The 22,585-nt window shown below is 72.4% G+C and carries 21 protein-coding genes; 13 read left to right on the forward strand and 8 right to left on the reverse strand.

Translation table 11 applies throughout. The features are described from left to right. The first annotated feature begins 18 nt into the window (after nt 1-18). The 3 genes from dxs to ACFZCY_RS20855 are packed head-to-tail and all read left to right on the forward strand — an operon-like array spanning nt 19 to nt 4,570. Entirely contained in the window at nt 19-1,929 is a 1,911-nt protein-coding gene (gene dxs, locus ACFZCY_RS20845; RefSeq protein ID WP_391175012.1) for a 1-deoxy-D-xylulose-5-phosphate synthase, read from the forward strand. Next, complete coding sequence (locus ACFZCY_RS20850) at nt 1,926-3,326, forward strand: aminotransferase class III-fold pyridoxal phosphate-dependent enzyme (RefSeq protein ID WP_391175015.1); 1,401 nt, start codon at nt 1,926-1,928, stop codon at nt 3,324-3,326. The genes dxs and ACFZCY_RS20850 overlap by 4 nt, the downstream gene beginning before the upstream one ends. A 26-nt stretch (nt 3,327-3,352) precedes the next feature. Next, nucleotides 3,353-4,570: a serpin family protein gene (locus tag ACFZCY_RS20855; protein ID WP_391175018.1), complete on the forward strand. Its 1,218-nt coding sequence runs from the start codon at nt 3,353-3,355 to the stop codon at nt 4,568-4,570. Here ACFZCY_RS20855 and ACFZCY_RS20860 read toward each other — a convergent pair. Continuing rightward, nucleotides 4,560-5,378, reverse strand: coding sequence for a tyrosine-protein phosphatase (locus ACFZCY_RS20860; RefSeq protein ID WP_391175021.1), 819 nt, complete (start codon nt 5,376-5,378; stop codon nt 4,560-4,562). The genes ACFZCY_RS20855 and ACFZCY_RS20860 overlap by 11 nt on opposite strands. A 171-nt stretch (nt 5,379-5,549) precedes the next feature. Between ACFZCY_RS20860 and ACFZCY_RS20865 the strand changes: the two genes are divergently transcribed. Both ACFZCY_RS20865 and ACFZCY_RS20870 read left to right on the forward strand, forming a co-directional pair. After that, nucleotides 5,550-7,670, forward strand: coding sequence for an alpha-galactosidase (locus ACFZCY_RS20865; protein WP_391175023.1), 2,121 nt, complete (start codon nt 5,550-5,552; stop codon nt 7,668-7,670). Nucleotides 7,671-7,736: 66 nt separating this feature from the next. Next, complete coding sequence (locus tag ACFZCY_RS20870; protein WP_391175026.1) at nt 7,737-8,531, forward strand: GDSL-type esterase/lipase family protein; 795 nt, start codon at nt 7,737-7,739, stop codon at nt 8,529-8,531. A 30-nt stretch (nt 8,532-8,561) separates the two neighbouring features. Here ACFZCY_RS20870 and ACFZCY_RS20875 read toward each other — a convergent pair whose 3' ends face one another. Then, entirely contained in the window at nt 8,562-9,005 is a 444-nt protein-coding gene (locus tag ACFZCY_RS20875; RefSeq protein ID WP_234357236.1) for an ATP-binding protein, read from the reverse strand. A gap of 136 nt (nt 9,006-9,141) precedes the next feature. On the opposite strand from ACFZCY_RS20875, the gene ACFZCY_RS20880 reads away from it, so the two are divergent. The 3 genes from ACFZCY_RS20880 to ACFZCY_RS20890 all read left to right on the forward strand — a co-directional run bounded on the left by ACFZCY_RS20880 (nt 9,142) and on the right by ACFZCY_RS20890 (nt 11,194). Next, a complete protein-coding gene (locus ACFZCY_RS20880) occupies nt 9,142-10,008 on the forward strand; it encodes a helix-turn-helix transcriptional regulator (RefSeq protein ID WP_055557431.1) in 867 nt (288 codons plus the stop codon). Nucleotides 10,009-10,011: 3 nt separating this feature from the next. Beyond that, on the forward strand, nt 10,012-10,263 hold the full coding sequence (locus ACFZCY_RS20885; RefSeq protein ID WP_391175031.1) for a DUF397 domain-containing protein: 252 nt from the start codon (nt 10,012-10,014) through the stop codon (nt 10,261-10,263). 184 nt (nt 10,264-10,447) lie between these two features. After that, entirely contained in the window at nt 10,448-11,194 is a 747-nt protein-coding gene (locus tag ACFZCY_RS20890) for an SAM-dependent methyltransferase (protein ID WP_391175941.1), read from the forward strand. Here the strand turns inward: ACFZCY_RS20890 and ACFZCY_RS20895 are convergent. From ACFZCY_RS20895 to ACFZCY_RS20920, 6 genes are all read right to left on the reverse strand, one after another. Continuing rightward, a complete protein-coding gene (locus tag ACFZCY_RS20895) occupies nt 11,164-12,039 on the reverse strand; it encodes an STM4011 family radical SAM protein (protein ID WP_391175034.1) in 876 nt (291 codons plus the stop codon). The two genes, ACFZCY_RS20890 and ACFZCY_RS20895, sit on opposite strands and share 31 nt — an antisense overlap. Nucleotides 12,040-12,056: 17 nt before the next feature. After that, a complete protein-coding gene (locus ACFZCY_RS20900; protein ID WP_391175036.1) occupies nt 12,057-13,415 on the reverse strand; it encodes an STM4012 family radical SAM protein in 1,359 nt (452 codons plus the stop codon). Continuing rightward, nucleotides 13,412-14,215 (reverse strand): STM4013/SEN3800 family hydrolase, encoded by an 804-nt coding sequence (locus tag ACFZCY_RS20905; RefSeq protein WP_391175944.1) that lies wholly within the window; start codon nt 14,213-14,215, stop codon nt 13,412-13,414. The genes ACFZCY_RS20900 and ACFZCY_RS20905 overlap by 4 nt, the downstream gene beginning before the upstream one ends. Nucleotides 14,216-14,297: 82 nt before the next feature. Further along, on the reverse strand, nt 14,298-15,455 hold the full coding sequence (locus tag ACFZCY_RS20910) for an STM4014 family protein (protein WP_391175040.1): 1,158 nt from the start codon (nt 15,453-15,455) through the stop codon (nt 14,298-14,300). Further along, nucleotides 15,436-16,404 (reverse strand): STM4015 family protein, encoded by a 969-nt coding sequence (locus ACFZCY_RS20915; RefSeq protein WP_391175043.1) that lies wholly within the window; start codon nt 16,402-16,404, stop codon nt 15,436-15,438. Before ACFZCY_RS20915 ends, ACFZCY_RS20910 begins: the two co-directional genes overlap by 20 nt. Before the next feature lie 58 nt (nt 16,405-16,462). Then, complete coding sequence (locus ACFZCY_RS20920) at nt 16,463-17,425, reverse strand: STM4015 family protein (protein ID WP_391175046.1); 963 nt, start codon at nt 17,423-17,425, stop codon at nt 16,463-16,465. 202 nt (nt 17,426-17,627) lie between these two features. On the opposite strand from ACFZCY_RS20920, the gene ACFZCY_RS20925 reads away from it, so the two are divergent. From ACFZCY_RS20925 to ACFZCY_RS20945, 5 genes are all read left to right on the forward strand, one after another. Next, entirely contained in the window at nt 17,628-17,954 is a 327-nt protein-coding gene (locus tag ACFZCY_RS20925) for a hypothetical protein (RefSeq protein WP_361479096.1), read from the forward strand. 19 nt (nt 17,955-17,973) lie between these two features. Next, nucleotides 17,974-19,188, forward strand: coding sequence for a DUF6745 domain-containing protein (locus ACFZCY_RS20930; protein WP_391175049.1), 1,215 nt, complete (start codon nt 17,974-17,976; stop codon nt 19,186-19,188). A gap of 100 nt (nt 19,189-19,288) precedes the next feature. Then, nucleotides 19,289-20,200: a glycoside hydrolase family 19 protein gene (locus ACFZCY_RS20935; protein ID WP_391175052.1), complete on the forward strand. Its 912-nt coding sequence runs from the start codon at nt 19,289-19,291 to the stop codon at nt 20,198-20,200. Between the two features lie 70 nt (nt 20,201-20,270). Further along, nucleotides 20,271-21,143 carry a GNAT family N-acetyltransferase gene (locus tag ACFZCY_RS20940; RefSeq protein ID WP_391175055.1) on the forward strand — a complete coding sequence of 291 codons (873 nt, stop codon included), beginning with the start codon at nt 20,271-20,273 and terminating at the stop codon, nt 21,141-21,143. A 129-nt stretch (nt 21,144-21,272) separates the two neighbouring features. After that, entirely contained in the window at nt 21,273-22,511 is a 1,239-nt protein-coding gene (locus ACFZCY_RS20945) for an MBL fold metallo-hydrolase (RefSeq protein ID WP_391175057.1), read from the forward strand. The last annotated feature ends 74 nt before the right edge of the window (nt 22,512-22,585 follow it).

Genomic DNA, 22,585 nt, shown 5'->3' on the forward strand with positions numbered 1-22,585 from the left:
CGAGGAGGGGAACCGAGCATGCCGCTGCTGGAGAACATCCGGGGCCCGCACGACCTCAAAGCACTGACCACGGAGGAGCTTGCCGCACTCGCCCAGGAGATCAGGGAGTTCCTGATCGAAGCCGTCGCCAGGACCGGTGGGCATCTCGGCCCCAACCTGGGCGTCGTCGAGCTGTCCATAGCCCTGCACCGCGTCTTCGACTCGCCGGTGGACCGCATCCTGTGGGACACCGGCCACCAGTCCTACGTCCACAAACTGCTCACCGGCCGCCAGGACTTCTCCAAGCTCCGCGGCAAGGGCGGGCTCTCCGGGTATCCGTCGCGCGCCGAGTCCGAGCACGACGTCATCGAGAACAGCCACGCCTCCACCGTGCTGGGTTGGGCCGATGGCCTCGCCAAGGCCAACGAGATCCGCGGCCGCACCGACCATGTCGTCGCGGTCATCGGCGACGGCGCGCTCACCGGCGGCATGGCCTGGGAGGCGCTCAACAACATCGCCGCCGCCCGCGACCGCCCGCTGATCATCGTCGTCAACGACAACGAACGCTCCTACGCCCCCACCATCGGCGGCCTCGCCGGTCATCTCGCCACCCTCCGCACCACCGACGGCTACGAACGCTTCCTCGCCTGGGGCAAGGACGTCCTCCAGCGCACCCCCGTCGTCGGACAGCCGCTGTACGGATCGCTGCACGGCGCGAAGAAGGGGTTCAAGGACGCCTTCGCGCCGCAGGGCATGTTCGAGGACCTGGGGCTGAAGTACGTGGGGCCGATCGACGGGCACGACACGGAGGCCGTCGAGGCGGCGCTGCGCCGCGCCAAGCGGTTCCACGGCCCCGTCCTGGTCCACTGCATCACCGAGAAGGGCCACGGCTACCGGCCCGCCCTGGAGGACGAGGCCGACCGGTTCCACACCGTCGCCGCGATGGACCCGCTCACCTGCGCCCCCCTCATCCCCTCCCGCGGCCGGTCGTGGACGTCGGTGTTCGGCGAGGAGATGGTGCGGATCGGGGCCGAGCGGCCCGACGTGGTGGCCCTCACCGCCGCGATGCTCGACCCGGTCGGCCTCGCGGACTTCGCCGAGGCGTACCCGGACCGGGTGTGGGACGTCGGCATCGCCGAGCAGCACGCGGCGGTCTCCGCGGCCGGGCTCGCCACCGGCGGGCTGCATCCGGTCCTCGCCGTCTACGCGACCTTCCTGGGCCGCGCCTTCGACCAGCTGCTGATGGACGTCGCCCTGCACAAGTGCGGGGTGACGTTCGTCCTCGACCGGGCCGGTGTCACCGGCACCGACGGGCCCAGTCACAACGGCATGTGGGACATGTCCGTCCTCCAGGTGGTACCGGGCCTGCGGATCGCCGCCCCGCGCGACGCGGACCAGCTGCGCGCCCAGCTGAGGGAGGCGATCGACGTGGACGACGCGCCGACCGTCGTCCGCTTCCCCAAGGAGTCGGTGGGACCGCCCATTGCGGCCCTGGAGCGGATCGGCGGGATGGACGTGCTGCGCCGCGGCGACGACGTGCTGCTCGTGGTGGCCGGGGTCATGGCACCGGTGGGCTTGCGCGCCGCCGAGCTGCTGGCCGAGCGCGGCATCGGCTGCACCGTGGTCGATCCGCGCTGGGTCAAGCCCGTCGACCCCGCGCTGCCCGCGCTCGCGGCCCGCCACCGCGCGGTGGCCGTCGTCGAGGACAACGTGCGCAGCGCCGGGGTGGGCGCGGCCATCGGCCAGGCGCTGCGGGACGCCGACGTCGACCTGCCGCTGCGGACCTTCGGCATCCCCGAGGCGTTCCTGCCGCACGCCAAGCGCGGCGAAGTGCTCGCCGACATCGGACTCACCCCCGCCGAGATCGCGGGCCGGATCGGCGCGGCCCTGGCCCGTATCGATGTGCGCGCCGCCGCCGGGGAGGCCGACGCCAAGGAGAGGGACGCATGACAGCAGCCGAGCAGCGCTCGGGTTTCGACCTGGGCAAGCTCCTGGCCGGGCGCGGGTCCGAGCGCTATGACCTGCACACCCGGTACCTCAACCACCAACTGCCGCGGATGCTGCACACCATCGGCTTCGACAAGGTCTACGAGCGGGCCGAGGGCGCGTACTTCTGGGACGACGAGGGCCAGGACTACCTGGACATGCTCGCCGGTTTCGGGGTGATGGGCCTGGGCCGCCACCATCCCGTCGTCCGCAAGGCGCTGCACGACGTCCTGGACGCCTCGCTGGCCGATCTGACCCGCTTCGACTGCCAGCCGCTGCCCGGGCTGCTCGCCGAGCGGCTGCTCGGCCACGCCCCGCACCTGGACCGGGTGTTCTTCGGCAACAGCGGTACGGAGGCCGTCGAGACGGCGCTCAAGTTCGCCCGCTACGCGACCCGCAAGCCGCGCGTCCTCTACTGCGCGCACGCCTTCCACGGGCTCACCACCGGTTCGCTGTCGGTCAACGGCGAGACGGGCTTCCGCGACGGCTTCGCACCGCTGCTGCCCGACACCGCGATCCCGATGGGCGACCTGGGCGCGCTGGAGCGGGAGCTGAAGCGCGGGGACGTCGCGGGGTTCGTCGTCGAACCGATCCAGGGCAAGGGGGTGCACGAGGCGCCGCCGGGCTTCCTGCGCGCCGCGCAGGAGCTGCTGCACCGCCACAAGGCGCTGCTCATCGCCGACGAGGTGCAGACGGGGCTCGGCCGCACCGGGGACTTCTTCGCCTACAGCCACGAGGACGGCGTCGAACCGGACCTGGTGTGCGTGGCCAAGGCGCTGTCCGGTGGCTACGTCCCGGTCGGCGCGACCCTCGGCAAGGACTGGATCTTCAAACGGGTCTACTCCTCCATGGACCGGGTGCTGGTGCACTCGGCCAGCTTCGGCGCCAACGCCCAGGCCATGGCGGCGGGGCTCGCCGTCCTCGCCGTCATGGAGGACGAGCAGATCGTCGCCAACGCCCGCCGCACCGGCGAGGTGCTGCGCGACCGGCTCACCGCGCTCATCGACCGCTATGAGCTGCTGCACGACGTCCGCGGCCGCGGGCTGATGATCGGCATCGAGTTCGGCAAGCCGGTCTCGCTGGGGCTGCGCAGCCGCTGGTCGATGCTGCAGGCCGCGCGCAAGGGCCTGTTCGCGCAGATGGTCGTGGCGCCGCTGCTCCAGCGGCATCGCATCCTCACCCAGGTCTCCGGCGATCATCTGGAGGTGATTAAGCTGATCCCGCCGTTGATCATCGGCGAGCGGGAAGTGGACCGCTTCGTCGAGGCGTTCACAGCGGTCATGGATGACGCACACGGGGGCGGCGGCCTGATGTGGGAGTTCGGCCGGACCCTCGTCAAGCAGGCGGTGGCCAACCGCTGACCAGCTGATCAGATGGGGGACCGGCGATGACCGACGCGACCGCCGTGGGGGCCGTCAACGCGCTGACCGGACGATGGGCGCGGGCCGCCGTGAGCGGCGCGGAGTCCACCGTCCTCACCGGCGCCGGGGCCTGGCCGCTGCTCGCCCTGCTCGCGGGCGCGGCCGGCGGCCCGGCGCGCGGCGAGCTGGAGGACGCGCTCGGCGTCGGCGCGGGCGGCGCGGACGGCGCCACGGCGCTCGGCCGCGAGGTCGTCGAGACGATGGCCGCGATGGACGGCGTCGCGGCGGCCACCGGACTGTGGACCCGCCACGACCTGCCGGTGCGGCCCGAGTGGGAGGCGGAGCTGCCGCGGGGCGTACGGGGTGTGCTGAGCGGCGACACCGAGCGCGACGGCAAGGAGCTGGACGCCTGGGCCTTCCGGTGCACCGATGGCGCGATCGACCGGATGCCGGTGCCGCTGACGCCCGTCACCCAGCTGGTGCTGGCCGGGGCGCTCACGGTGAGGACGGCCTGGCAGCAGCCGTTCCAGCCGGGGTTCCTGCGGCCGCAGGACGGCCCGTGGCGGGACCGGTCGCTGGCCGGGCTCACCCGGAAGACCGGCGACCTCGACGGGGTGCTGCGGGTCGTGCCCGACACCCCGGCCGGGCCGCTCACCCTGTCGGGGGTCGCGGGCGGCAACGGGATCGACGTCCACCTGGTCCTGGGCGCCGAGGACGTACCGGGCGGCCGGGTCCTGGAGGCCGGGATCGGCGCGGTGGCCGGGGAGTACCCGGGGTGGGGAGGCTCGGCGCTGGCGTGGGGCGAGGCGGGGCCCGGCGTCACGGTCATGGAGGCCGTCAGCTGGGACGCCACCCCCTCGCTCGTCCTCACCACCCCGCAGTTCACCGTGACCGCACGGCACGATCTGCTGCGGCACGCGGAGCTGTTCGGGCTGCGCACCGCGCAGGACACCTCCCGCGGCCACTTCCCGGGGATCAGCCCGAGCCCGCTGGCGCTGTCCTCCGGTCAGCAGTCCATGACCGCGTCGTTCAGCGCCGAGGGCTTCTGGGCGGCGGCCGTGACCGCGTTCTCCATGGCTCCGGGGTCGGCCCCGCCGCAGCGGAAGGCCAGGCTGGTCAAGGTCGTTTACGACCGCCCGTTCGGCTTCCTGGCCGTGCACCGGGCCACCGGTCTGGTACTGACGGCGGGCTGGGTCACCGAGCCCGAGGCCGGGGCCGACAGCCCCTGGGGCGTCAGCCGGTGAGCAGCCGGTCCCGCAGCCGCATCCGCTGCGGGGCGGTCAGCCCCAGCCCCTCGGTGAGATAGCGCTCGGTGCCGCCCCAGGTGTCCTCTATCGTCTCGAACGCCGCCGCCAGATAGGCGGGGCGCGCGTCGAAGAGCGGACTCAGCAGCGACAGCACCTCCGGGGACATGGGGTCGGACCCGTCCGACGGATTGCCCTTGCGCCAGATCTTGTAGCGCCGGTGGGCGGCGGCCGACTCCAGATAGTCGGCCTCGATCGCGTCCCGCTCGACCCCGAGCGCGAGCAGCGTCACCGCGATCGAAAGCCCGGCCCGGTCCTTGCCCGCGGAACAGTGCATCAGTACGGGGGAGCTGTCCTCCGCCATGGCACCCAGCACCCGGCCGTGTTCGACGATGCGGCTGGTGATGATGGCCCGGTACGCGTTGATCATCCGCCGCTCGGCGCGCCCGTCGTCCAGCAGCTCGCGCAGGGTGTTGAGGTCGCCCTCGCGCACCATGGTCCAGAACCCGGCGCCGTCGGCCGGATCGGACAGCGGAAGGTTCACGTTCCGTACGCCGGTCAGCGAGACGTCCGGGCCCTCCAGCTTGATGTCGGCCGCGTTGCGGAAGTCGAAGACCGTGTGCAGGCCGAGCGAGTCGAGGAAGGCCGCGTCGCTGTCGGTGGCATGGGCGAGGTGGCCGCTGCGGAACAGCACGCCGGGCCGTACGCGCCGGCCGTCGACGGTCGGCAGACCGCCGACGTCGCGGAAGTTGCGTACCCCCACCAGCTCGGGTTCGGCCTGCGGGACCTGCGGCGACGGCTGCGTCACGGGCGCTCCTCACGATCGGCCGCCGCGCCGCTCGTCGACGAGGCGGGCTCTGCTGACCATACGACATTGCGTTCCTGCTGCAATCAGTTCTGCCGACCGTGAGCGGAGCCATTGCCGTGCGCGGAACGCTGCCCGATGATGTTGGCACCTGTGGGGAATTGGGGATGTGTGATGATTGAAATCGGCGGAAACGGTCGGCTCTGGCTGCTTTCGGGGCGATACAGCAGCTACGCCCTGCACCTCACCGACGAGGACACCCTGCTCCACCTCCACTGGGGCCCGCGCCTCACGGTCCCGGACGCCGAGGCCCTCGCCGCCGAACCCCTGCCCGCTGAGCGAGGGTTCGAATCACCGCTGGACGGGCGCGAGGAGTACCCGGTGGAGGGCGGCCCGCGCTTCGTACGCCCCGCCCTGTCCGTCCGCGCGGCGGGCGTACGGGGCACGGAGTGGCGCTTCGAGGACGCAAGCGTCGACAGTACGAGCGGCGACGAGCTGCGGCTGCGCTTCCACGACCCGCTCCACCACCTCGACATCACCCTCCACTACCGGATGCGGGACGACGGCGACGTCATCGAGCGCTGGACCACTCTCACTCACACCGGCACCCCGGACGACGCCCCGCTGGAACTGCTGCGCGCCGACTCCGCCGCCTGGTCGCTGCCGGTCGGCGACCGCCGGCGGCTGAGCCATCTGTACGGGCGGTGGGCCGCCGAGAGCCGGCTCGCCCGCACCGACCTCACCCCCGGCGAGAAGGTCATCGGCAGCCGCCGCGGCCACACCAGCCATCAGCATCTGCCGTGGATCGCGATCGACGACGGCACGGCCACCGAGGAGAGCGGCGAGGTGCACAGCTGCGCGCTCGCCTGGTCCGGGTCCTGGCGGATCGCCGTCCAGTGGCTCGCCGACGGCACCGTACAGACCGTCGGCGGCGCCGGGTACGACGACTCTGGGCTGCTGCTCCTCGCCCCCGGCGAGTCGTTCACCACCCCCGTCTTCGCGGGTCTGTGGACTCAACGCGGCTTCGGGGCCGCGAGCCGCGGCTGGCACGCCTGGCAGCTCGCCCACGTCATCCCCGGCGCGGACCGGGAGCGGCCCGTCCTCTACAACTCCTGGGAGGCCACCGAGTTCGAGGTGAGCGAGGAGCAGCAGCGCTCGCTCGCCCGGCTCGCCGCCGGTCTCGGGGTCGAGCTGTTCGTCGTGGACGACGGCTGGTTCGGGGCCCGTACCAGCGACCGGGCCGGGCTCGGCGACTGGACCCCCAACCCGGACCGCTTCCCGCACGGGCTGAAGCCCCTCGCGGACGAGGTGCACGCGCTGGGCATGCGGTTCGGCATCTGGGTCGAGCCGGAGATGGTCAACGCCGACAGCGACCTGTACCGCGCGCACCCCGACTGGGTGCAGCACCACCCCGGCCGCACCCGCACCGAGTTCCGCAACCAGCTGGTGTTGAACCTCGCCCGGCCCGACGTCCGCGCGTATCTGTGGGAACGGCTGGACACCCTGCTGAGCAGCGCCCCCATCGACTATGTGAAGTGGGACTTCAACCGCTCCTTCACCGACCCCGGCTGGCCCGGCGACCCGTATCCGCAGCGGCTGGGCATCGAGCACGTCCGCGGGCTGTACGAACTGCTGGGGCGGCTGCGCGCCGCCCACCCCGGAGTCGCCTTCGAGTCCTGCTCGGGCGGCGGCGGCCGGATCGACCTGGGCATCCTCGGCCTCACCGACCAGGTGTGGACCTCGGACAACACCGACCCGCTGGACCGCCTCGCCATCCAGCACGGCTTCAGCCAGCTGCACCCGGCCCGGGTGATGGCCGCCTGGGTCACCGACAGCCCCAACGTGATGGGCAACCAGCGCCGCAGCGGGCTCGGCTTCCGCTTCGTCAGCGCCATGGCCGGGGTGCTGGGCGTCGGCGGCGACCTGACGAAGTGGAGCGAGGCCGAACTCACCGAGGCCCGCGACTGGGTGGCGCTCTACAAGCGGATCCGGCCCGTCGTCCAGCACGGTGAGCAGTACCGGCTGCGGCCACCGGGCGGCGGCGGGCTCGGCGCGGTGCAGTACGTACGCGGCGGGGAGACCGTGGTGCTGGCGTGGCTGCACGCGCAGGGCTACGGCGAACCCCAGCCCCCGCTGCGGCTGCGCGGCCTGGACCCGGCCGCGGCGTACGAGGACCTGGCCACCGGAACCGTCCACCGCGGCGCGGTGCTGGGCCATCGGGGGTTGCGCACCGGGCTGCGCGGCGACCTGGACGCCGCCGTATTCCACCTCCGCCGAACTGACCAGGTGGGATAACTCACCCCTGGTCAAGGGCTGGTTACGGTGGCGTAGGTCACGTGTCGGGGTGAATGATGTCCGGATGTGGCAGACGATTCGCAAAGACTCAGCAGTGGCGTGATCGGGTCGTACGCAGCCATCGGGGACAGTTTCACCGAGGGCGTCGGCGACCCGGGCCCGGACGGTGTCTACATCGGATGGGCCGACCGGCTCGCCGTCCTTCTCTCCGACCAGCGGCCCGAACACGACTTCCGCTACGCCAACCTCGCCGTGCGCGGCCGGCTCCTGGACCAGATCGTCGAGGAGCAGGTGCCGCGCGCGATCGACCTCGGTCCCGACCTGGTCACCTTCTGCGCGGGCGGCAACGACATCCTGCGGCCCGGCAGCGACCCCGACGATGTCGCCCGGCGCTACGAGGCCGCCGTCGCCGACCTCACCTCCCGGGTGCCCGCCGTGCTGTTGTGCACCGGCTTCGACACCCGCGGGATCCCGGTGCTCCGCCATCTGCGGGGCAAGATCGCCACGTACACGGCGCATGTGCGGGCGATCGCCGACCGCTACGACTGCCCGGTGCTCGACCTGTGGTCGCTGCGCTCGGTGCAGGACCGGCGGGCCTGGGACGACGACCGGCTCCATCTGTCGGCCGACGGACACACCCGGGTCGCGCTGCGGGCCGGTCAGGTGCTCGGTCTCGAGGTGCCCGCCGACCCCGACCAGCCGTGGCCGGACGAGGGGCAGCGCACTCCCGCCGAGGTGCGCCGGGACAACGTCCACTGGGCGCGGGAGTATCTGGTGCCCTGGATCGGGCGGCGGCTGCGCGGGGTGTCCTCGGGCGACCACGTCGAGCCCAAGCGCCCGGACCTGCTGCCGCTGCGCTGATGGGCTTTGGTCTTTCGGCGTTTTGGCCCGTCAGGCCAGGTAGGCCCATACGGCGCGGCCGGTGCCGCCCGTGTGGGGCCGTACGCCCCACGCCTGGGACAGGGCCTCCACCAGCATCAGCCCGCGTCCGCCCTCCTGATCCACGCTCACCGACGACCGCGCCTGCGGCACCGTACGGGCACAGCCCTGGTCGGCCACTTCGAGGCGCAGCCGGGTCCCCATCAGCTGCAACGAGCAGCGCACCTCATCGCTGGAGGTGTGGCGGACCGCGTTGGTGAACAGCTCGGAGACCACGAGTTCGGCGCTGTCGCGGGTGTCCTGGTCGACACCCCACGAGCGCAGCCGCAGGACGACATGCCTTCTCGCCTCCGCGACGGACGTGCTCAGCGCCGGGAGACGAAACGCGTCCTGAAGGCACGCAGCGACCGTCGAGCCGCTGTGCCCTAACCGGAGAGCCTCGTAGGAAGGAGCCACGGTCACACTATGCTCTGTCACGATCGCTTGTGACAAGGTTCAGTCTGTAAATTACAGAATCGCAAGGACAGACTGTTCCGAAAGCTGAGCCCGTGCCAGACTGCTGTGCTGTGACAGTAAGTGGAGGGGGACGATAGTGGCGGATGCGCGGTCGGGTGGTGCCCCGACCGTCCTGCGGGTCGTGCTCGGCAAGCGACTCCAGGACCTTCGCGAGAAATCCGGGCTGTCCTTCGAACAGGCCGGGCGGGCCCTCGACGTCACCCATGCCACGATCCGGCGCATGGAGAAGGCCGAGGTCGGCCTGAAGCTCCCGTACGTCGAGAAGCTGCTGCGCACGTACGGCGTCACCGACCCCGAAGAAGTCGAGGCCTTCCTCTCCCTTGCCAAGGAGGCCAACAAGAACGGCTGGTGGCACCGGTTCCGGGACGTCCTGCCCGACTGGTTCAACACGTTCGTGAGCCTTGAGGTGGAAGCCAACCTCATCCGCGCCTACGAGCCGCACTACATCCCCGGGCTGCTGCAGACCGAGGACTACGCCCGCGCGGTGCTCCGCGCGGGCATGGCGCACGCCCCCGAGACCGAGATCGAGCGCAACGTCGCGCTGCGGATGGAGCGGCAGGCCCTGCTGCGCCGCCCCGATCCGCCGATGCTGTGGGTCGTGATGGACGAGACGGTGCTGCGCCGTCCCATCGGCGGGCCCGAGACCATGCGGGCCCAGATCGGCCGGCTGCTCGAGGTCGCCGACTCACCCCAGGTCAGACTGCAGGTCATGCCGTTCGACGCCGGCCCGCACCCGGCGATGTACGGCCCCTTCCATATCTTCCGGTTCCCGATCCCGGAACTGCCCGATATCGCGTATACGGAGACGCTCGTGAGCGGCTCCTACTTCGACCAGCGCGATGATGTCTCGGCGTTCCTGGAGGCCCTGGACCGGATGTGCGCGCAGGCCGCGCCTGCACAGACCACTCAGGCCATTCTGAGTGGCATTCGCAAGGAGATCTGAACGATGGATCGCATATGCGGGAGCCGCGTCTACAGCGGCATGCCGGCCAGGGACCTCGGTTCCGAGGGCTGGTACAAGCCGTGGAGCGGTGGCAATGGGGGAAGCTGCGTCGAGGCGATGAGGCTGAAGGACGGCCGGGTGGCGCTGCGCCAGTCGACCGACCCGGACGGACCGGCCCTGATCTACACGCACCTGGAGATGAAGCGCTTCATCCAGGGGGCGAAGGCGGGCGAGGCCGACTTCCTGCTCCTGTGACGCCCGCGCGACCGAAGGGCAACGAGGGGGATCGACAAGGGGAAATGGTGTGACCGACCAGAGATCAGCCGACCAGAGGCCAGCGGATCAGCGATTAGCCGGCCGGCGATTATCCGCCTCGCGCATACCCGGCGCCCGGATATCCGGCCAGGACATCGACACCAGCAAACCGCATCCGGCCCGGATGTACGACTACTACCTGGGAGGAAAGGACAACTACGAGATCGACCGCGAGGCCGCCGAGCACATCATCGGGCAGTCCCCGAACATCGTCGACAGCGCCCGCGCCAACCGCGAGTTCCTGCTGCGCGCCGTCCGCACGGTGGTGGCAAGCGGCGTACGCCAGATCATCGACCTCGGTACGGGCATCCCGACCTCGCCCAACACCCATGAGGTGGCCCGGGAGATCGCCCCGGAGACGCGGGTGGTGTACATCGACAACGACCCGATCGTCGCCGCGCACGCCGACGCCAAACTGACCAGCACCCCCGGCACCCACTTCGCGCTGGCCGACGCGCGCAGACCCGCCGACATCCTGGCGCATCCGGCGGTGCGCGACCACATCGACTTCGCCGAACCCGTGGCGCTGCTGCTGGTCGCGGTCCTCCACTTCGTCTCGGACGCGGAGGACCCGGCGGGAATCATCGCCACCCTGACCGAACCGATGGTCCCCGGAAGCCATCTGGTCATCAGCCACGGAACCCTGGACTTCCACGGCCCCGACCAGGTGGCCGACGAGGTGTACCGGAAGTCCACCGCCGCGCTGAGACTGCGCGGCCACGCCGAGATCGTCCCGTTCTTCGACGGGTTCACGATGCTCGAACCGGGGCTGGTGCGGGCGCCGCTGTGGCGGCCGGACGGACCGCCGCCCGACGCCGGGGCGCTCGCGCCCATCGGCATCTACGGCGGGGTGGGCCGCAAGACCTCCTGAACGCGCGTGGCGGGGATCCGCTCCAGGACCCCGCCCGCGAACACGTCGTACAGCGGCAGCGACTCCAGATGGACGTAGCCGATGTGGCAGTCGCACACCGCGAGCGGACAGGCCCGGGGCCGCAGCGCCGCGCGGTACGAGCCGTCGTACAGATTGCCCAGCTCCGTAGCGACGAAGTGGCAGCGGCGCACCGTGCCGTCACCGTCCACCGAGATCACCGAGGCGCCGGTCCGGCACGGCAGACCGGCGCTCCGGTGCGGATGGCGGCTGTAGCCGAAGAGCGGATCGAGCGCCGTCCAGTCGGCGGCCTCGGCGTCCGTGTAGGTGTGGCCCTCCGCCGCGTTCACCCACAGATAGACCTGCTCGGGCAGCTCGGCCCGCAGCCTGCGGGCCTGGTCGAGATGGCCGGGCAGACCGACGATGCCCACGCTGTGGCGCACCCCGCGCGCGGCCAGCTCCCCGCACTTGGCCAGGAACCGGTCGTACGGCGTCTGGCCCGGGTGGTACGTGCACCACAGCGCGAGCGTGTCGCGGTCGGCCTCGGCCGTCCAGTCGGTGCGACAGCTCAGATTGGTCTGGATCGCCACCCGCTCGACGTGCGGAAGACGGCTCAGCTCGGTGAGCGCGCGGCGGTACCAGGAGCGCGTCAGCCCCTCGCCCCACGGCGTGAACAGCACCGACAGCCGGTCGCCCGACTGCTCCCGGGCCCATGCCGTGAAGCGCTCCAGCGCGGCCCGGTCGGCGCGCAGCGCCTCCCGGCTGTCGCGCCGCTTGGCGAACGGGCAGTACGGACAGTCGTAGTCGCACGAGGCCAGCGGGCCCCGGTACAGGATCGTCAGGTCCACGGCGCCGCCCCCCGCGATCACTTCGCCTCGTACGCGGCCATCGCGGCGCGCACGGCGGGGGAGAACAGCTCGGGGCCGAGCGCGTCGGAGTGCGCCAGGCCCTCCGCCGACAGCCTCAGCCGCCCGGGGCCCGCGGCCGGATCCAGCCAGCCGCGCGCGGCGAACCGGGCCAGCTCCTCGGGGAAGTCCCCGGCCGGATCGGCGCCGAACCGCGCCCGGTACGCGGCCACGTCCAGGCCCTCGGCCTGCAGCACGGACTGCAGCAGATGGCGGCGGCGGGCCTCGTCGCCGGTGATCGCCCGGCCGTGCTCGGCGCGGGCGAAGTCGGCCGCGGGGCGGGACACGTAGTCGTCGATGATGCCGCGTATCTCCCGCATGTCGACCGCGTAGTCGAAGGAGTAGTGCAGCCCGGAGGTGTAGGAGCGGGCGCCGCAGCCCAGGCCGATCATGCCGTCCGTCTGGCAGGCGTGGTCCTCGCCGCCGGTCGCGGGCGCGTCCGCGCGGCGGAACATGCGCATCGAGACCTGCTCATAGCCGCGTCCGAGCAGATGGTCCCGGCCCAGCCGGTACAGCCGCAGCCGCCGCGCGTCCCACTCCGCCTCGCTCTCCGTCGCTCCCTTGCGGCCGAGGCCGGTCAGCGGGCGGACGTAGAGGGGGTAGAGATACAGCTCCTCGGGGCGCCAGGCGAGGGCCGCGTCCAGGGAGCGCAGCCAACTGTGCCCGGTCTGGCCGTCGATGCCGTAGATCAGATCGATGTTGAGGACGGGAATGCCCGCTTCCCGGATCCGGGCCAGCGCGGCCTCGACATCGGCCCGGCGCTGCGGCCGGACCGCCGAACGTGCCTCCGTGTCCACGAAGCTCTGCACGCCCAGGCTCAGCCGGGTCGTACCGCGCGCGGCGAGCACGGCGAGCCGGTCGGCGGTGGCGGTGGCCGGGGACGCCTCGACGGAGAGCGGCACGGCGGCCAGGTCCGTGCCCATCCGCTTCTCGGCGATGTCGCACAGCCGCTCCAGCTCGGCCGCCTCCAGGAACGTCGGGGTGCCGCCGCCGAAGGCCGCGGCGGCGAACCGGGCACCGTCCCCGAGGGCATCGGACACCGCGTCCGCCTGCCGCTCGAGCGCGTCCAGATAGGCCGTGGTGAGGCCGTCCGGGGCGCCGATCCGGGTGAAGAGATTGCAGAAGCCGCAGCGCACCTCGCAGAACGGGATGTGCAGATACAGCGACAGCGCGTCCTTCGGCTCGTCCGCCCACAGCGCGCGCAGCGCGGGGCGGTCCGTCAGCGCGTGGTACGCGGTCTTGTGCGGATAGGCGTAGACGTACGACTGGTACGGGCGGACGGCCGGGGCACTGGTGGCAGGGTTGATCGCGGTGTTCATCGGGTCCCAAGGAAGAAGTGGGTGTACGGCACGGTCCAGACGGATTCATGGCCGAGCCGGTGGCCCGTGTAGCCGTCGTCGCCGTACGCCGTGCCGTGGTCGGAGCAGACGATCGCGAAGCCGGGGCCGCGGCCGCCCATCGCGGTGAAGAGGCGGCCGATGTGGCGGTCGACGTACTCCAGCGCGGCGGCGTGGGAGGCGCGCGAGTCACCGCTGTCGCGGGTCGCGCCCGGCAGGTGGAACCAGTTGGGCTGGTGCAGCGCGGACACGTTCACGAAGAGGAACAGCCTCCGGTCCGGGGCGAGGCCTCCGATCACCTGCTCGGCGCGCGCCATCTGCGCCTCGAAGGAGGTGGGGGAGGGGACGCCGAACTCCGGCTCCCAGTGGCTCTCCTGGAAGTAACCGGGCAGCACCGAGCCCATCGGGCTCCGCTTGGTGAAGAACCCGACGCCGCCGATGCACACCGTGTGGTACCCGGCTGCCGCGAGCCCGGTCACCAGGTCCGGGGTGTCGTAGACGTAGGTGCCCTCGGCCGTGGTCTCGCTGCCCGCGAAGCGCGCCGCGAACAGCCGCCGGTGCGGGCCCGGCCGGGCCGGGGTGGGCAGAAAACCGGCGAACATGGCCTGGTGGGAGGCGTAGGTGAAGCTGCCGGGCGCGTGCCGCTCCTCCCAGGCCCCGCCCGGCATCCGGGCGGTCAGGTTCGGGATGCGGCCGGCGGCGGCGAGTTCGGCGGCGACGTCGTAGCGCAGGGTGTCGAGGGTGACCAGCAGCAGATCATGGCTGCCCACGACCGCGTTCATGTCCGGTTCGGCCAGGGCCTGTTCGGGCAGAGCCTGTTCGGGCAGCGCCGGTTCGGCCGGCGCTTGTTCGGGCAGTGCCGGCTCAGACAGCGGCATCGTGGCGGGCCTCCTCGTGCGCGCGGACCACGGCGGCGATCTGCGCCGCGTAGGTGTCCTGGCCCTCGGCGCCGCTGCCGGGCAGCCCGGTCAGCCGGGGCAGCAGATCGCCGAACGCGTTGACCTCGCCGACCACGAACCGCCGCCACCCGGTGCCGGGCAGCAGATCCACCCCGACGCACAGGGTGCCCGGGAAGCGGGCCGCCGCCCGCTCCGCCGTGCCCAGCACCGTGCTCCACGCCACCCCGGCCGCCTCCGCGGCGGCGCGGGCGGCGGCCAGATCGCCGCGCACGCCCCCGAGGTGGAGATTGGTCATGGGGGAGCGGCTGGTCCGTACGACCGCGTGGGTCGCCCGGCCGCCGATCACCACCACCCGCAGATCGGCGGCGCGCTTGGCTTGCGACGCCTTGGGCACCCAGCGCTCGATGTGCAGCCCGTCCGGGGCCAGGGTGTCCAGGATCGAGGCGATCTCCCGCTCCGTGTCATAACGCCGCACCCGCAGCGAGTTGAAGAGCGAGCCGTCGTCCGCGCGCTCCACCGAGGTGGTGGCGCGGACGCGGCCGGGGCCCGCGTACTCGACGGCGAGCACTCCGGAGGCGGACGAGCCGTGCGCGAGCTTGACGAACGCACGGTGCATCCCGCCCTCGCCGAGCGCCGCCCGCACATCGTCCCAGCCGCGCACCTCCGGCGCCTGCGGGCCGGAGGTCGGCGAATACGGCACGGGGACACCGGCCGCGTCCAGCACCCCGTGGCACAGCCGCTTGTCGAACTGGACGGCCAGCTCGCCGGGGTCGTCCAGCAGGGTCGCGCCCGCCGTGCGCGCGGCCTTCGCGACGCCCCGTACGGCCTCGGTGAACCGCGCGTACCAGCGGGCGGTGCCCTCGACCCGGGTGGGGTCCCCGGCGCCCCGAAGCAGCTCGTCCACCTCGTGGTCCTCGCCGGGCGACTCGATCCGCACGGTCTCGCCCGGCTCGAACTCCGCGCCGCCGCACAGCACATCGCGCCAGGCCAGCAGCCGGGGCGCGGCCAGCCCGGCGGCCAGGGCGGCGTCGGCGAACAGCTCCACCCGGCGGTGGCCGGGGTTGCCGACTACCGCGAGCCGCGGGCCGTCCGGGCCGTGTGGACTACTCGGAGACGGCGACATAGCGGTATTCCTCCTCACCGTCGACGCCGTCGTCCCAGTCCGGCTCCTCCTGCTCCGAGACGTCCACCTCGACCCCGGACGGCTCCAGCGCGTCGCACACCCGCCGCATCATCACGTCGGACAGATAGTGGTGATGCAGGTCCAGCGCCCGCAGATGGGTCAGCGGCTGGCCGGTGAGCAGGGCCTCGGCGCCCGCGTCGCCGAGCGTGCCCAAGGACAGGGCGAGCGAGGCGAGCTGGGCCACGACCGGCGCGGAGGCGACGGCGGTGGCGATCTCGTCCTGGATCTCGCTGTCCTGCAGCCCGAGATGGGTCAGCTCGGGGAAGCGTGCGCCGGAGAGGACCGGCGCGAGATCGGCGACCGTGGCATCGCCGCCGTACTCCTCCACCCCCAGCCACAGCGCGAGGTGCTCCAGCCGGGGCAGCTCGCTCGCGCCCACCGCGCGGACGATCTCGCCCGGCAGCCCGCCGGACTCGAACCGCAGCACCCGCAGCCGCTCATGGCGCACCGGCCGGAAGGCGAGACCTCCCGAGCCGCAGCCGCGCACCACGAACTCCTCCAGCCGCGGGTACGCCTCCAGAACGGGCGTGACGTCGTCCATCCGCAGCCACGACAGCTCGCACTCCTCGGGCGTCACATCGGCGAGGAACAGCCCGCGCAGCGCGGGCAGCCGGTCCGCGGACGCGATCAGGGCGTCGAGCACCGGACGTACATCGGAGTAGTCGCCGTTGCCCCACCAGCTGCCGATGACCACCGCGCGGACGCGGTCGGCCGCCACGGTGTCCAGGAATGCCGCCCACAGCTCGGCGAACGGGCGGTCGTCCCAGGCGCCGATCCGCCAGGCGACGGCATCGGCGGGCGGCAGATCGGCGGCGTCGGTTCCGGTGTCCCCGCCGGTGTAGTCGGCGACGGGCAGACCGGCGAAGGACTCCAGATAGTCGTCGACCACGGCCGGGCACTCCTCACATAGGTCCTGATGTCCGGTGTCTTCGGATGCGCGGAGGTCATCACTCGGCGACGGCCGTGTAGCGCTGTACGTCGCCGTCGGCGTGCGTGTACTCGTGGCCCTTCTCGGACATCGTGAGCTCCACCCCGGACGGCTCCAGGGCGTCGCGCAGCCGCTGCTCCATCGCCGGGGAGAAGTAGTTGTGGTCCAGGTTGAGCCGCTTCAGGTGGGTGAGCGGCTGGCCGTCGAGCAGCGCCGACGCCCCCTCGTCGGTGAGCACGCCCATGGACAGATCGAGGGAGGTGAGCTGGGCGAGGAGCGGGGCCGAGGCGACCGCGGCGGCGATCTCGTCCTGGATCTCGCTGTTCTGGAGGCCGAGATGGCGCAGCGCGGGGAAGCGGCCACCGGACAGCAGCGGGGCGAGGTCGCCGACGGAGGCATTGCCTCCGTACTCCTCGACGCCGAACCACATCTCCAGGTGTTCCAGGGCGGGCAGGTCGCTTTCGGCGACCCCGCGCACCACCTCGCCGGGCAGCCCGCCGGTCTCGAAGCGGAGCCTGCGCAGGTTCTGGTGCTTGACGGCGGGGAACCCCAGGCTGGCGTTGCCGCGGGCGCTCAGCTCCCGCAGGCCGGGGTAGGCGTCCAGAACGGGTGTCAGGTCGGCCTGCTCGATCCAGGAGATCTCGGCCTCCTCCGTCTCCAGGTCGCCGATGAAGACCGCTTCGAGGGAGGTCAGCCGGTCCTTGGCGGCCACCAGCAGATCGACGACCATCCCGGCGGCATCGTCGTACGTCTCGCCCCACTGACCGATGATCAGTGCCCGCACCCGGGAGGCGTCGACCGTGGTCAGAAAGCGCTCGAAGCGGCCTTCGAACATCTCGCCCGACTCCTCGGAGTAGGGGTCGTAGGAGATGCGCCAGGCCACCATCTCCGGCTCGGGCGGCTGCGGGTCCTCCTCGTCGGGCAGCGGGAAGTCGTACACCGGAAGTCCGTGCAGTTCCGTCAGGTGTTCGGGGTAGCTCATGGCGCGGGTTCTCCCAGTGGGCTCGAGCGGACGTGCCTGTCTTCGAAAGGCGTGCGAAGAGTTGTACCAAGTCCCACCGACAGTCGCTCCAGGGGCCGTTGTCGGACCCCCTGCGTAACGTCAGGACCATCGACGGCCGCCGGGTGACCGGTGGGCCGATGACGGCTATGGCCGCGTTGAGGGCGGCGGGGAAGGGGAGCGCATGTACCGACAGGGGGACGTCCTGATCGTGCCGGTGGCACGGGAGTCGCTGCCGCCGGGCACCGAGGCGCTGCCGCGGCAGCCCCGGGACGGGCGGGGGCGGCTGGTGCTGGCCCTCGGCGAGGTGACCGGGCACGCGCACGCGGTGGTCGGACCGGGCACGCTGGTGCGCGAGTCGGGGCCGTTCGGCGCCTCGTACCTCCATCTCCCCGACGGCGGACGGGTGGTGCACGAGGAGCACGCGGCGATACCGCTGCCCAAGGGGTGGTATCGGGTGGTGCGCCAGCGGGAGTACGTGCCGGGCGCCGTGCGCGTCGTGGCGGACTGAGAGCGGGGGACGAGGACGAATGACGACGACAGCGGCGGAGACCATGAACCTGACGGAGACCGCGGAGCACCCCGCGCACCAGGACCAGGACCAGGACCAGGACCAGGACCAGGACCGGGACCGCACCGCGCACTGGCGCGCGGTGGCCGCGGCGACCGGTCCCGCGGACCGCGAGGCGGCCGAGTCGGGCATCCGGCTGGCGTACGAGGCGGCAGGGCTGGAGCCGCCGGAGCGGATCGTGTGGACCGGCTCGCCGCTCGCGGGCACGGCGGCCGCGCTGCTGCTCGCCGGGCAGGCGGAGGGGCTGCCGGGCGAGGTCGCCGAGCGGGCCGCCGACGCGCTGGCGGCCGCAGGGGTGGAGCCGGTGGCGGGCGCCGCGGGCTCCTCGGTGCGGGAAGCGGTGCGCACCCGTCCCTGGGCGCGCGCCCGGCAGCGGGCGCACACCGCGCTGGGCCCGGCCGGGTGGGCCGAGCGCTGGGCGCTGACGGGGGCGCCGCTGTGGGACGTCACCCGGGCGCTGACCGAGCGCATCCGCACCGGTGTCATCGAGACCCTGACGGAAGGGGCGGGCACGGTCAGGGCGGACCAGGAGACGGCCGTCCGGCTCGCCCTGCTGGACGCGGTGCTGGGACAGCACGACGCGCCCTGGCTGGCCTCCGTCACCGACGGCGGTCGTCCCGACGATCTCGGCAACGGGCTCGCCGGACCGGCCGCGGTAGCCCGCGCCGCGGGCTGGTGGTGGCCGTACGAGAAGGCCGTGGTGGTCGCGGAGCGCCCGGTCGAGCTGCACCGCGACGAGGCGGGCCGCCTCGACCGCGGCGACGGTCCCGCGCTCGCCTTCCCTGACGGCTTCGCGCTGTACGCCTGGCGCGGCATGCCGGTGCCCGCGGACTTCCTCGACCAGCTGGGCGAGCTGACCCCGGACCGGATCCGCGCCGAGGAGAACGCGGAGCTGCGCCGGGTGATGCTGGAGCATTACGGCTACGACCGCTATCTCGACGAGTCCGGGGCGCAGCCCGTGCACCGGGACGAGACGGGTGTGCTGTGGCGCATCGACCTCGCCGCCGACGAGCCGGTGGTGATGGTCGAGGTGGTCAACTCCACGCCGGAGCCGGACGGTACGCACCGCACGTACTGGCTGCGCGTACCGCCCCGTACCCGGACCGCTCGTGAGGGCGTGGCCTGGACCTTCGGCCTGGACGCCGAGACCTATGTGCCGGAGCGCGAGACCTGAGGCAGGTGCACACACCCCACATCGGCTTGGTCTGGACCTTGACTGGTATAGACCAAGCCGATTGAGTGTCCTCCGACAACACGAGGATTGGGGTGGTCCCATGTGGAGAAGACGCGCCATGGCCTGGTTCGCCGCGCTGACGGCGGCGTGCGCCCTACTGTTTGGCATGCCCATGGCTTCCGCATCGGCCGATGCGGCGGGCTCGGCGGGCACGGCCCCGCGCGCGGCCTGCAGCTACCCGGACTGGGTCGCGGGCAAGTGGTACGCGACCGGTGACATCGTCCGGTACACCGACGGCAGGTACTACCGGGCCGAGCACGACAACCCGGGCTACGACCCGGTGATCAGCACCTGGTACTGGGAGCCGTTCGACTGCGGCGGGGGCGGGACCTCCGGCTTCGTCGTCAGCGAGGCGCAGTTCAACCAGATGTTCCCGAACCGGAACGGCTTCTACAGCTACCAGGGCCTGACCGCCGCCCTCAGCGCCTACCCCGGCTTCGCGAACACCGGCAGCGACACCGTGAAGAGGCAGGAGGCCGCAGCCTTCCTCGCCAACGTCAGCCATGAGACCGGCGGTCTCGTCCACATCGTCGAGCAGAACACGGCGAACTACCCGCACTACTGCGACTGGAACCGGCCCTACGGCTGCCCCGCGGGCCAGGCGGCGTACTACGGCCGCGGACCGATCCAGCTCAGCTGGAACTTCAACTACAAGGCCGCGGGCGACGCGCTCGGCATCGACCTGCTGGGCAACCCCTGGCTGGTGCAGAACGACTCCGCGGTGTCCTGGAAGACCGCCCTGTGGTACTGGAACACCCAGACCGGCCCGGGCACCATGACCCCGCACAACGCCATGGTCAACCAGCGCGGCTTCGGCGAGACCATCCGCAGCATCAACGGCAGCCTGGAGTGCAACGGCGGCAACCCGGGCCAGGTGCAGAGCAGGATCGACGCGTACCAGAGGTTCGTCCAGATACTCGGCACCACTCCCGGCTCGAACCTGGGCTGCTGACCGCCTTAAGGGTGGAGTCCGGAGATAAATGAGATGCGCCGGGCGGGCCGCGCGCGCCAGCCTGGAGCGCATGGCGTGGACGACGACGTACGACCTCGATGCGTTCCAGGCCGCCGCGGGCGCGTTCCTGCGCGCCCGCCCGGTCCGGCACACCGTGCTCCTGACCGTCGTCTCCTCGCTGGCGGCGGCGGGCAGCGGCCGCTACGGCGACCAGCCGCCGCTCTACGGCTGGTGGCGGGCGCCCTCGGGCGCGGTCGAGGGCGCGTACATCCGCACCCCGCCCCATCCGCCGCTGCTCTCCGCCATGCCGGCAAAGGCGGCGGACGCGCTGGCCCGCACCCTCGCCGACGCGGACCGGCTCGCCGGGGCGGACCGGCCTCGGGTCACCGGGGTGAACGGCGCGCGCCCGGTCGCCGAGGCCTTCGCCGACGCCTGGGAGCGGCGCACCGGGGAGACCCGCGGGGTGGATCACGTCCAGCGGCTGTACCGGCTGGGCACCCTGACCCCGTCCGGGCCCGCACCACGGGGGCGGGCCCGGACGGCCACCACCGCCGACCGCGATCTGCTGCTGAGCTGGTACGAGGCGTTCGGCCGCGACACCGGGGCGCTGCCCGGGGACGAGGTCGCCCGCGCGGTGGACGACCGGCTCAGCCACCACGGCGCCACGCTGTGGGAGGTGGACGGCGAGCCGGTGGCCACCGCCGCGGTGAGCCGCACGGTCGCGGCCACCGTCCGCGTCTCGCTCGTCTACACCCCGCCCGAGCTGCGCGGACACGGTTACGCGGGCGCGGTCACGGCCGCCGTGAGCCGGGCGGCGCGTACCGCCGGAGCCGAGCGGGTGCTGCTCTTCGCCGACCTCGCCAACCCCACCAGCAACGCCCTCTACCAGCGGATCGGCTACCGCCCGGTCGAGGACCACCTGAGGCTGTCGTTCACCCCCTGAGAACGGCCTGAGCAGATCCGGAGCCCCCTTCCGGAACAAGGTCGCCGGTCGCGAGAGTTGTCACAGTGCAGCAGCACAACTGCACAGGCCATGGGGTGCCCCGTCGCTCCCCTTCACCCAGGAGGTGCCGTGACCGGTTCCAGCCCTCAGCGTGCCCGGCTCGCCACAGCCCTGCGCCCCGCCGCCTTCGGCGCGGACCCGGCCGGGGAGCGGATGGAGCGCATCCGGCGGTCCCCGAACTTCGCGAACGGTGTGTTCACCAACCCCGGCGGCGGCAGCACCGCCCCCTCCGGGTCCATGCTGAAGTTCCTGCCCACGTACTTCCGCAAGGAGAACCGGATACGCCGGGCCCCGGCCGGGACCGTGCCGGTGTACCCCACCACCCTCGCCGACCTGGCCACCCCGCCCGCCTCCGGGCTGCGGCTGACGTGGATGGGCCACTCCAGCGTGCTCGCCGAGATCGACGGGCGGCGGGTGCTGTTCGACCCGGTGTGGGGCCGGCGCTGTTCCCCCTTCGCGTCCGTCGGGCCCAAGCGGCTGCACCCGGTCCCGGTGCCGCTGCGGGAGCTGGGGCCGGTGGACGCGGTGGTCATCTCCCATGACCACTACGACCACCTGGACATGCCCACGATCCGCGCGCTGGTGCGCACCGGCACCCAGTTCGTCGTACCGCTCGGGGTCGGCGCGCATCTGGAGCACTGGGGCGTACCGGAGGACCGGGTGACGGAGCTGGACTGGCACGAGTCCACCGAGGTGGCCGGGCTGCTGCTCACCGCCACCCCCGCCCGCCATTTCTGCGGCCGCGCGCTGCGCAACACCCAGCACACCCTGTGGGCCTCCTGGGTGGTGGCAGGGCCCGAGCACCGGGTCTACCACAGCGGGGACACCGGGTACTTCTCCGGCTTCGCGGAGATCGGGAAGTCGTACGGGCCGTTCGACGCGACCATGATCCAGATCGGCGCGTACAGCGAGTTCTGGCGGGACATCCACATGACCCCCGAGGAGGGCATGCGCGCCCACCTCGACCTCCAGGGCGGCGAGCCCACCCAGGGGATCATGCTGCCGATCCACTGGGGCACCTTCAATCTGGCGCCGCACCCGTGGGAGGAGCCCGCCGAGGGCACCGTCACCGCGGCCCGCGCGGCGGGGGCGAGCGTGGCCGTGCCGCGCCCGGGGCAGCCCTTCGAGCCGGTTCGCGGGCTGCCGCTGGAGACGTGGTGGCGGGCGGTGGCGGCCCCCTCGTCGAGCGCGGCCCCGGGTACCGCCCCGCTCGTCGCCGAGGGCGCGACCGCGGGCGTCGCCAAGCCCGAGGGCCCGGTCGATACGGCCGACGGCGGCGACGCGGCGGTGCCCATTCCGCAGCCGTAGCACGCCAGTTGAGTCGAAAGCCTTGTGGGCGGTGTGGCGCGCTCGCTTGAATGGTTAGGAAAGCTTCCTAACGG

Source organism: Streptomyces sp. NPDC007983 (assembly GCF_042958345.1).
Classification (GTDB): Bacteria; Actinomycetota; Actinomycetes; order Streptomycetales; family Streptomycetaceae; genus Streptomyces.

Excerpts from the sequence above, each read along its gene's own strand:
- ACFZCY_RS20920 (WP_391175046.1), bottom strand. The coding sequence starts at position 17,425 with ATGAGCTACCCCGAACACCTGACGGAACTGCACGGACTTCCGGTGTAC.
- ACFZCY_RS20925 (WP_361479096.1), top strand. The coding sequence starts at position 17,628 with ATGTACCGACAGGGGGACGTCCTGATCGTGCCGGTGGCACGGGAGTCG.
- ACFZCY_RS20855 (WP_391175018.1), top strand. The coding sequence starts at position 3,353 with ATGACCGACGCGACCGCCGTGGGGGCCGTCAACGCGCTGACCGGACGA.
- ACFZCY_RS20900 (WP_391175036.1), bottom strand. The coding sequence starts at position 13,415 with ATGAACACCGCGATCAACCCTGCCACCAGTGCCCCGGCCGTCCGCCCG.
- ACFZCY_RS20890 (WP_391175941.1), top strand. The coding sequence starts at position 10,448 with ATGTACGACTACTACCTGGGAGGAAAGGACAACTACGAGATCGACCGC.
- ACFZCY_RS20935 (WP_391175052.1), top strand. The coding sequence starts at position 19,289 with ATGTGGAGAAGACGCGCCATGGCCTGGTTCGCCGCGCTGACGGCGGCG.
- ACFZCY_RS20905 (WP_391175944.1), bottom strand. The coding sequence starts at position 14,215 with ATGAACGCGGTCGTGGGCAGCCATGATCTGCTGCTGGTCACCCTCGAC.
- ACFZCY_RS20910 (WP_391175040.1), bottom strand. The coding sequence starts at position 15,455 with ATGTCGCCGTCTCCGAGTAGTCCACACGGCCCGGACGGCCCGCGGCTC.
- ACFZCY_RS20865 (WP_391175023.1), top strand. The coding sequence starts at position 5,550 with ATGATTGAAATCGGCGGAAACGGTCGGCTCTGGCTGCTTTCGGGGCGA.
- ACFZCY_RS20850 (WP_391175015.1), top strand. The coding sequence starts at position 1,926 with ATGACAGCAGCCGAGCAGCGCTCGGGTTTCGACCTGGGCAAGCTCCTG.
- ACFZCY_RS20940 (WP_391175055.1), top strand. The coding sequence starts at position 20,271 with ATGGCGTGGACGACGACGTACGACCTCGATGCGTTCCAGGCCGCCGCG.
- ACFZCY_RS20930 (WP_391175049.1), top strand. The coding sequence starts at position 17,974 with ATGACGACGACAGCGGCGGAGACCATGAACCTGACGGAGACCGCGGAG.
- ACFZCY_RS20885 (WP_391175031.1), top strand. The coding sequence starts at position 10,012 with ATGGATCGCATATGCGGGAGCCGCGTCTACAGCGGCATGCCGGCCAGG.
- dxs (WP_391175012.1), top strand. The coding sequence starts at position 19 with ATGCCGCTGCTGGAGAACATCCGGGGCCCGCACGACCTCAAAGCACTG.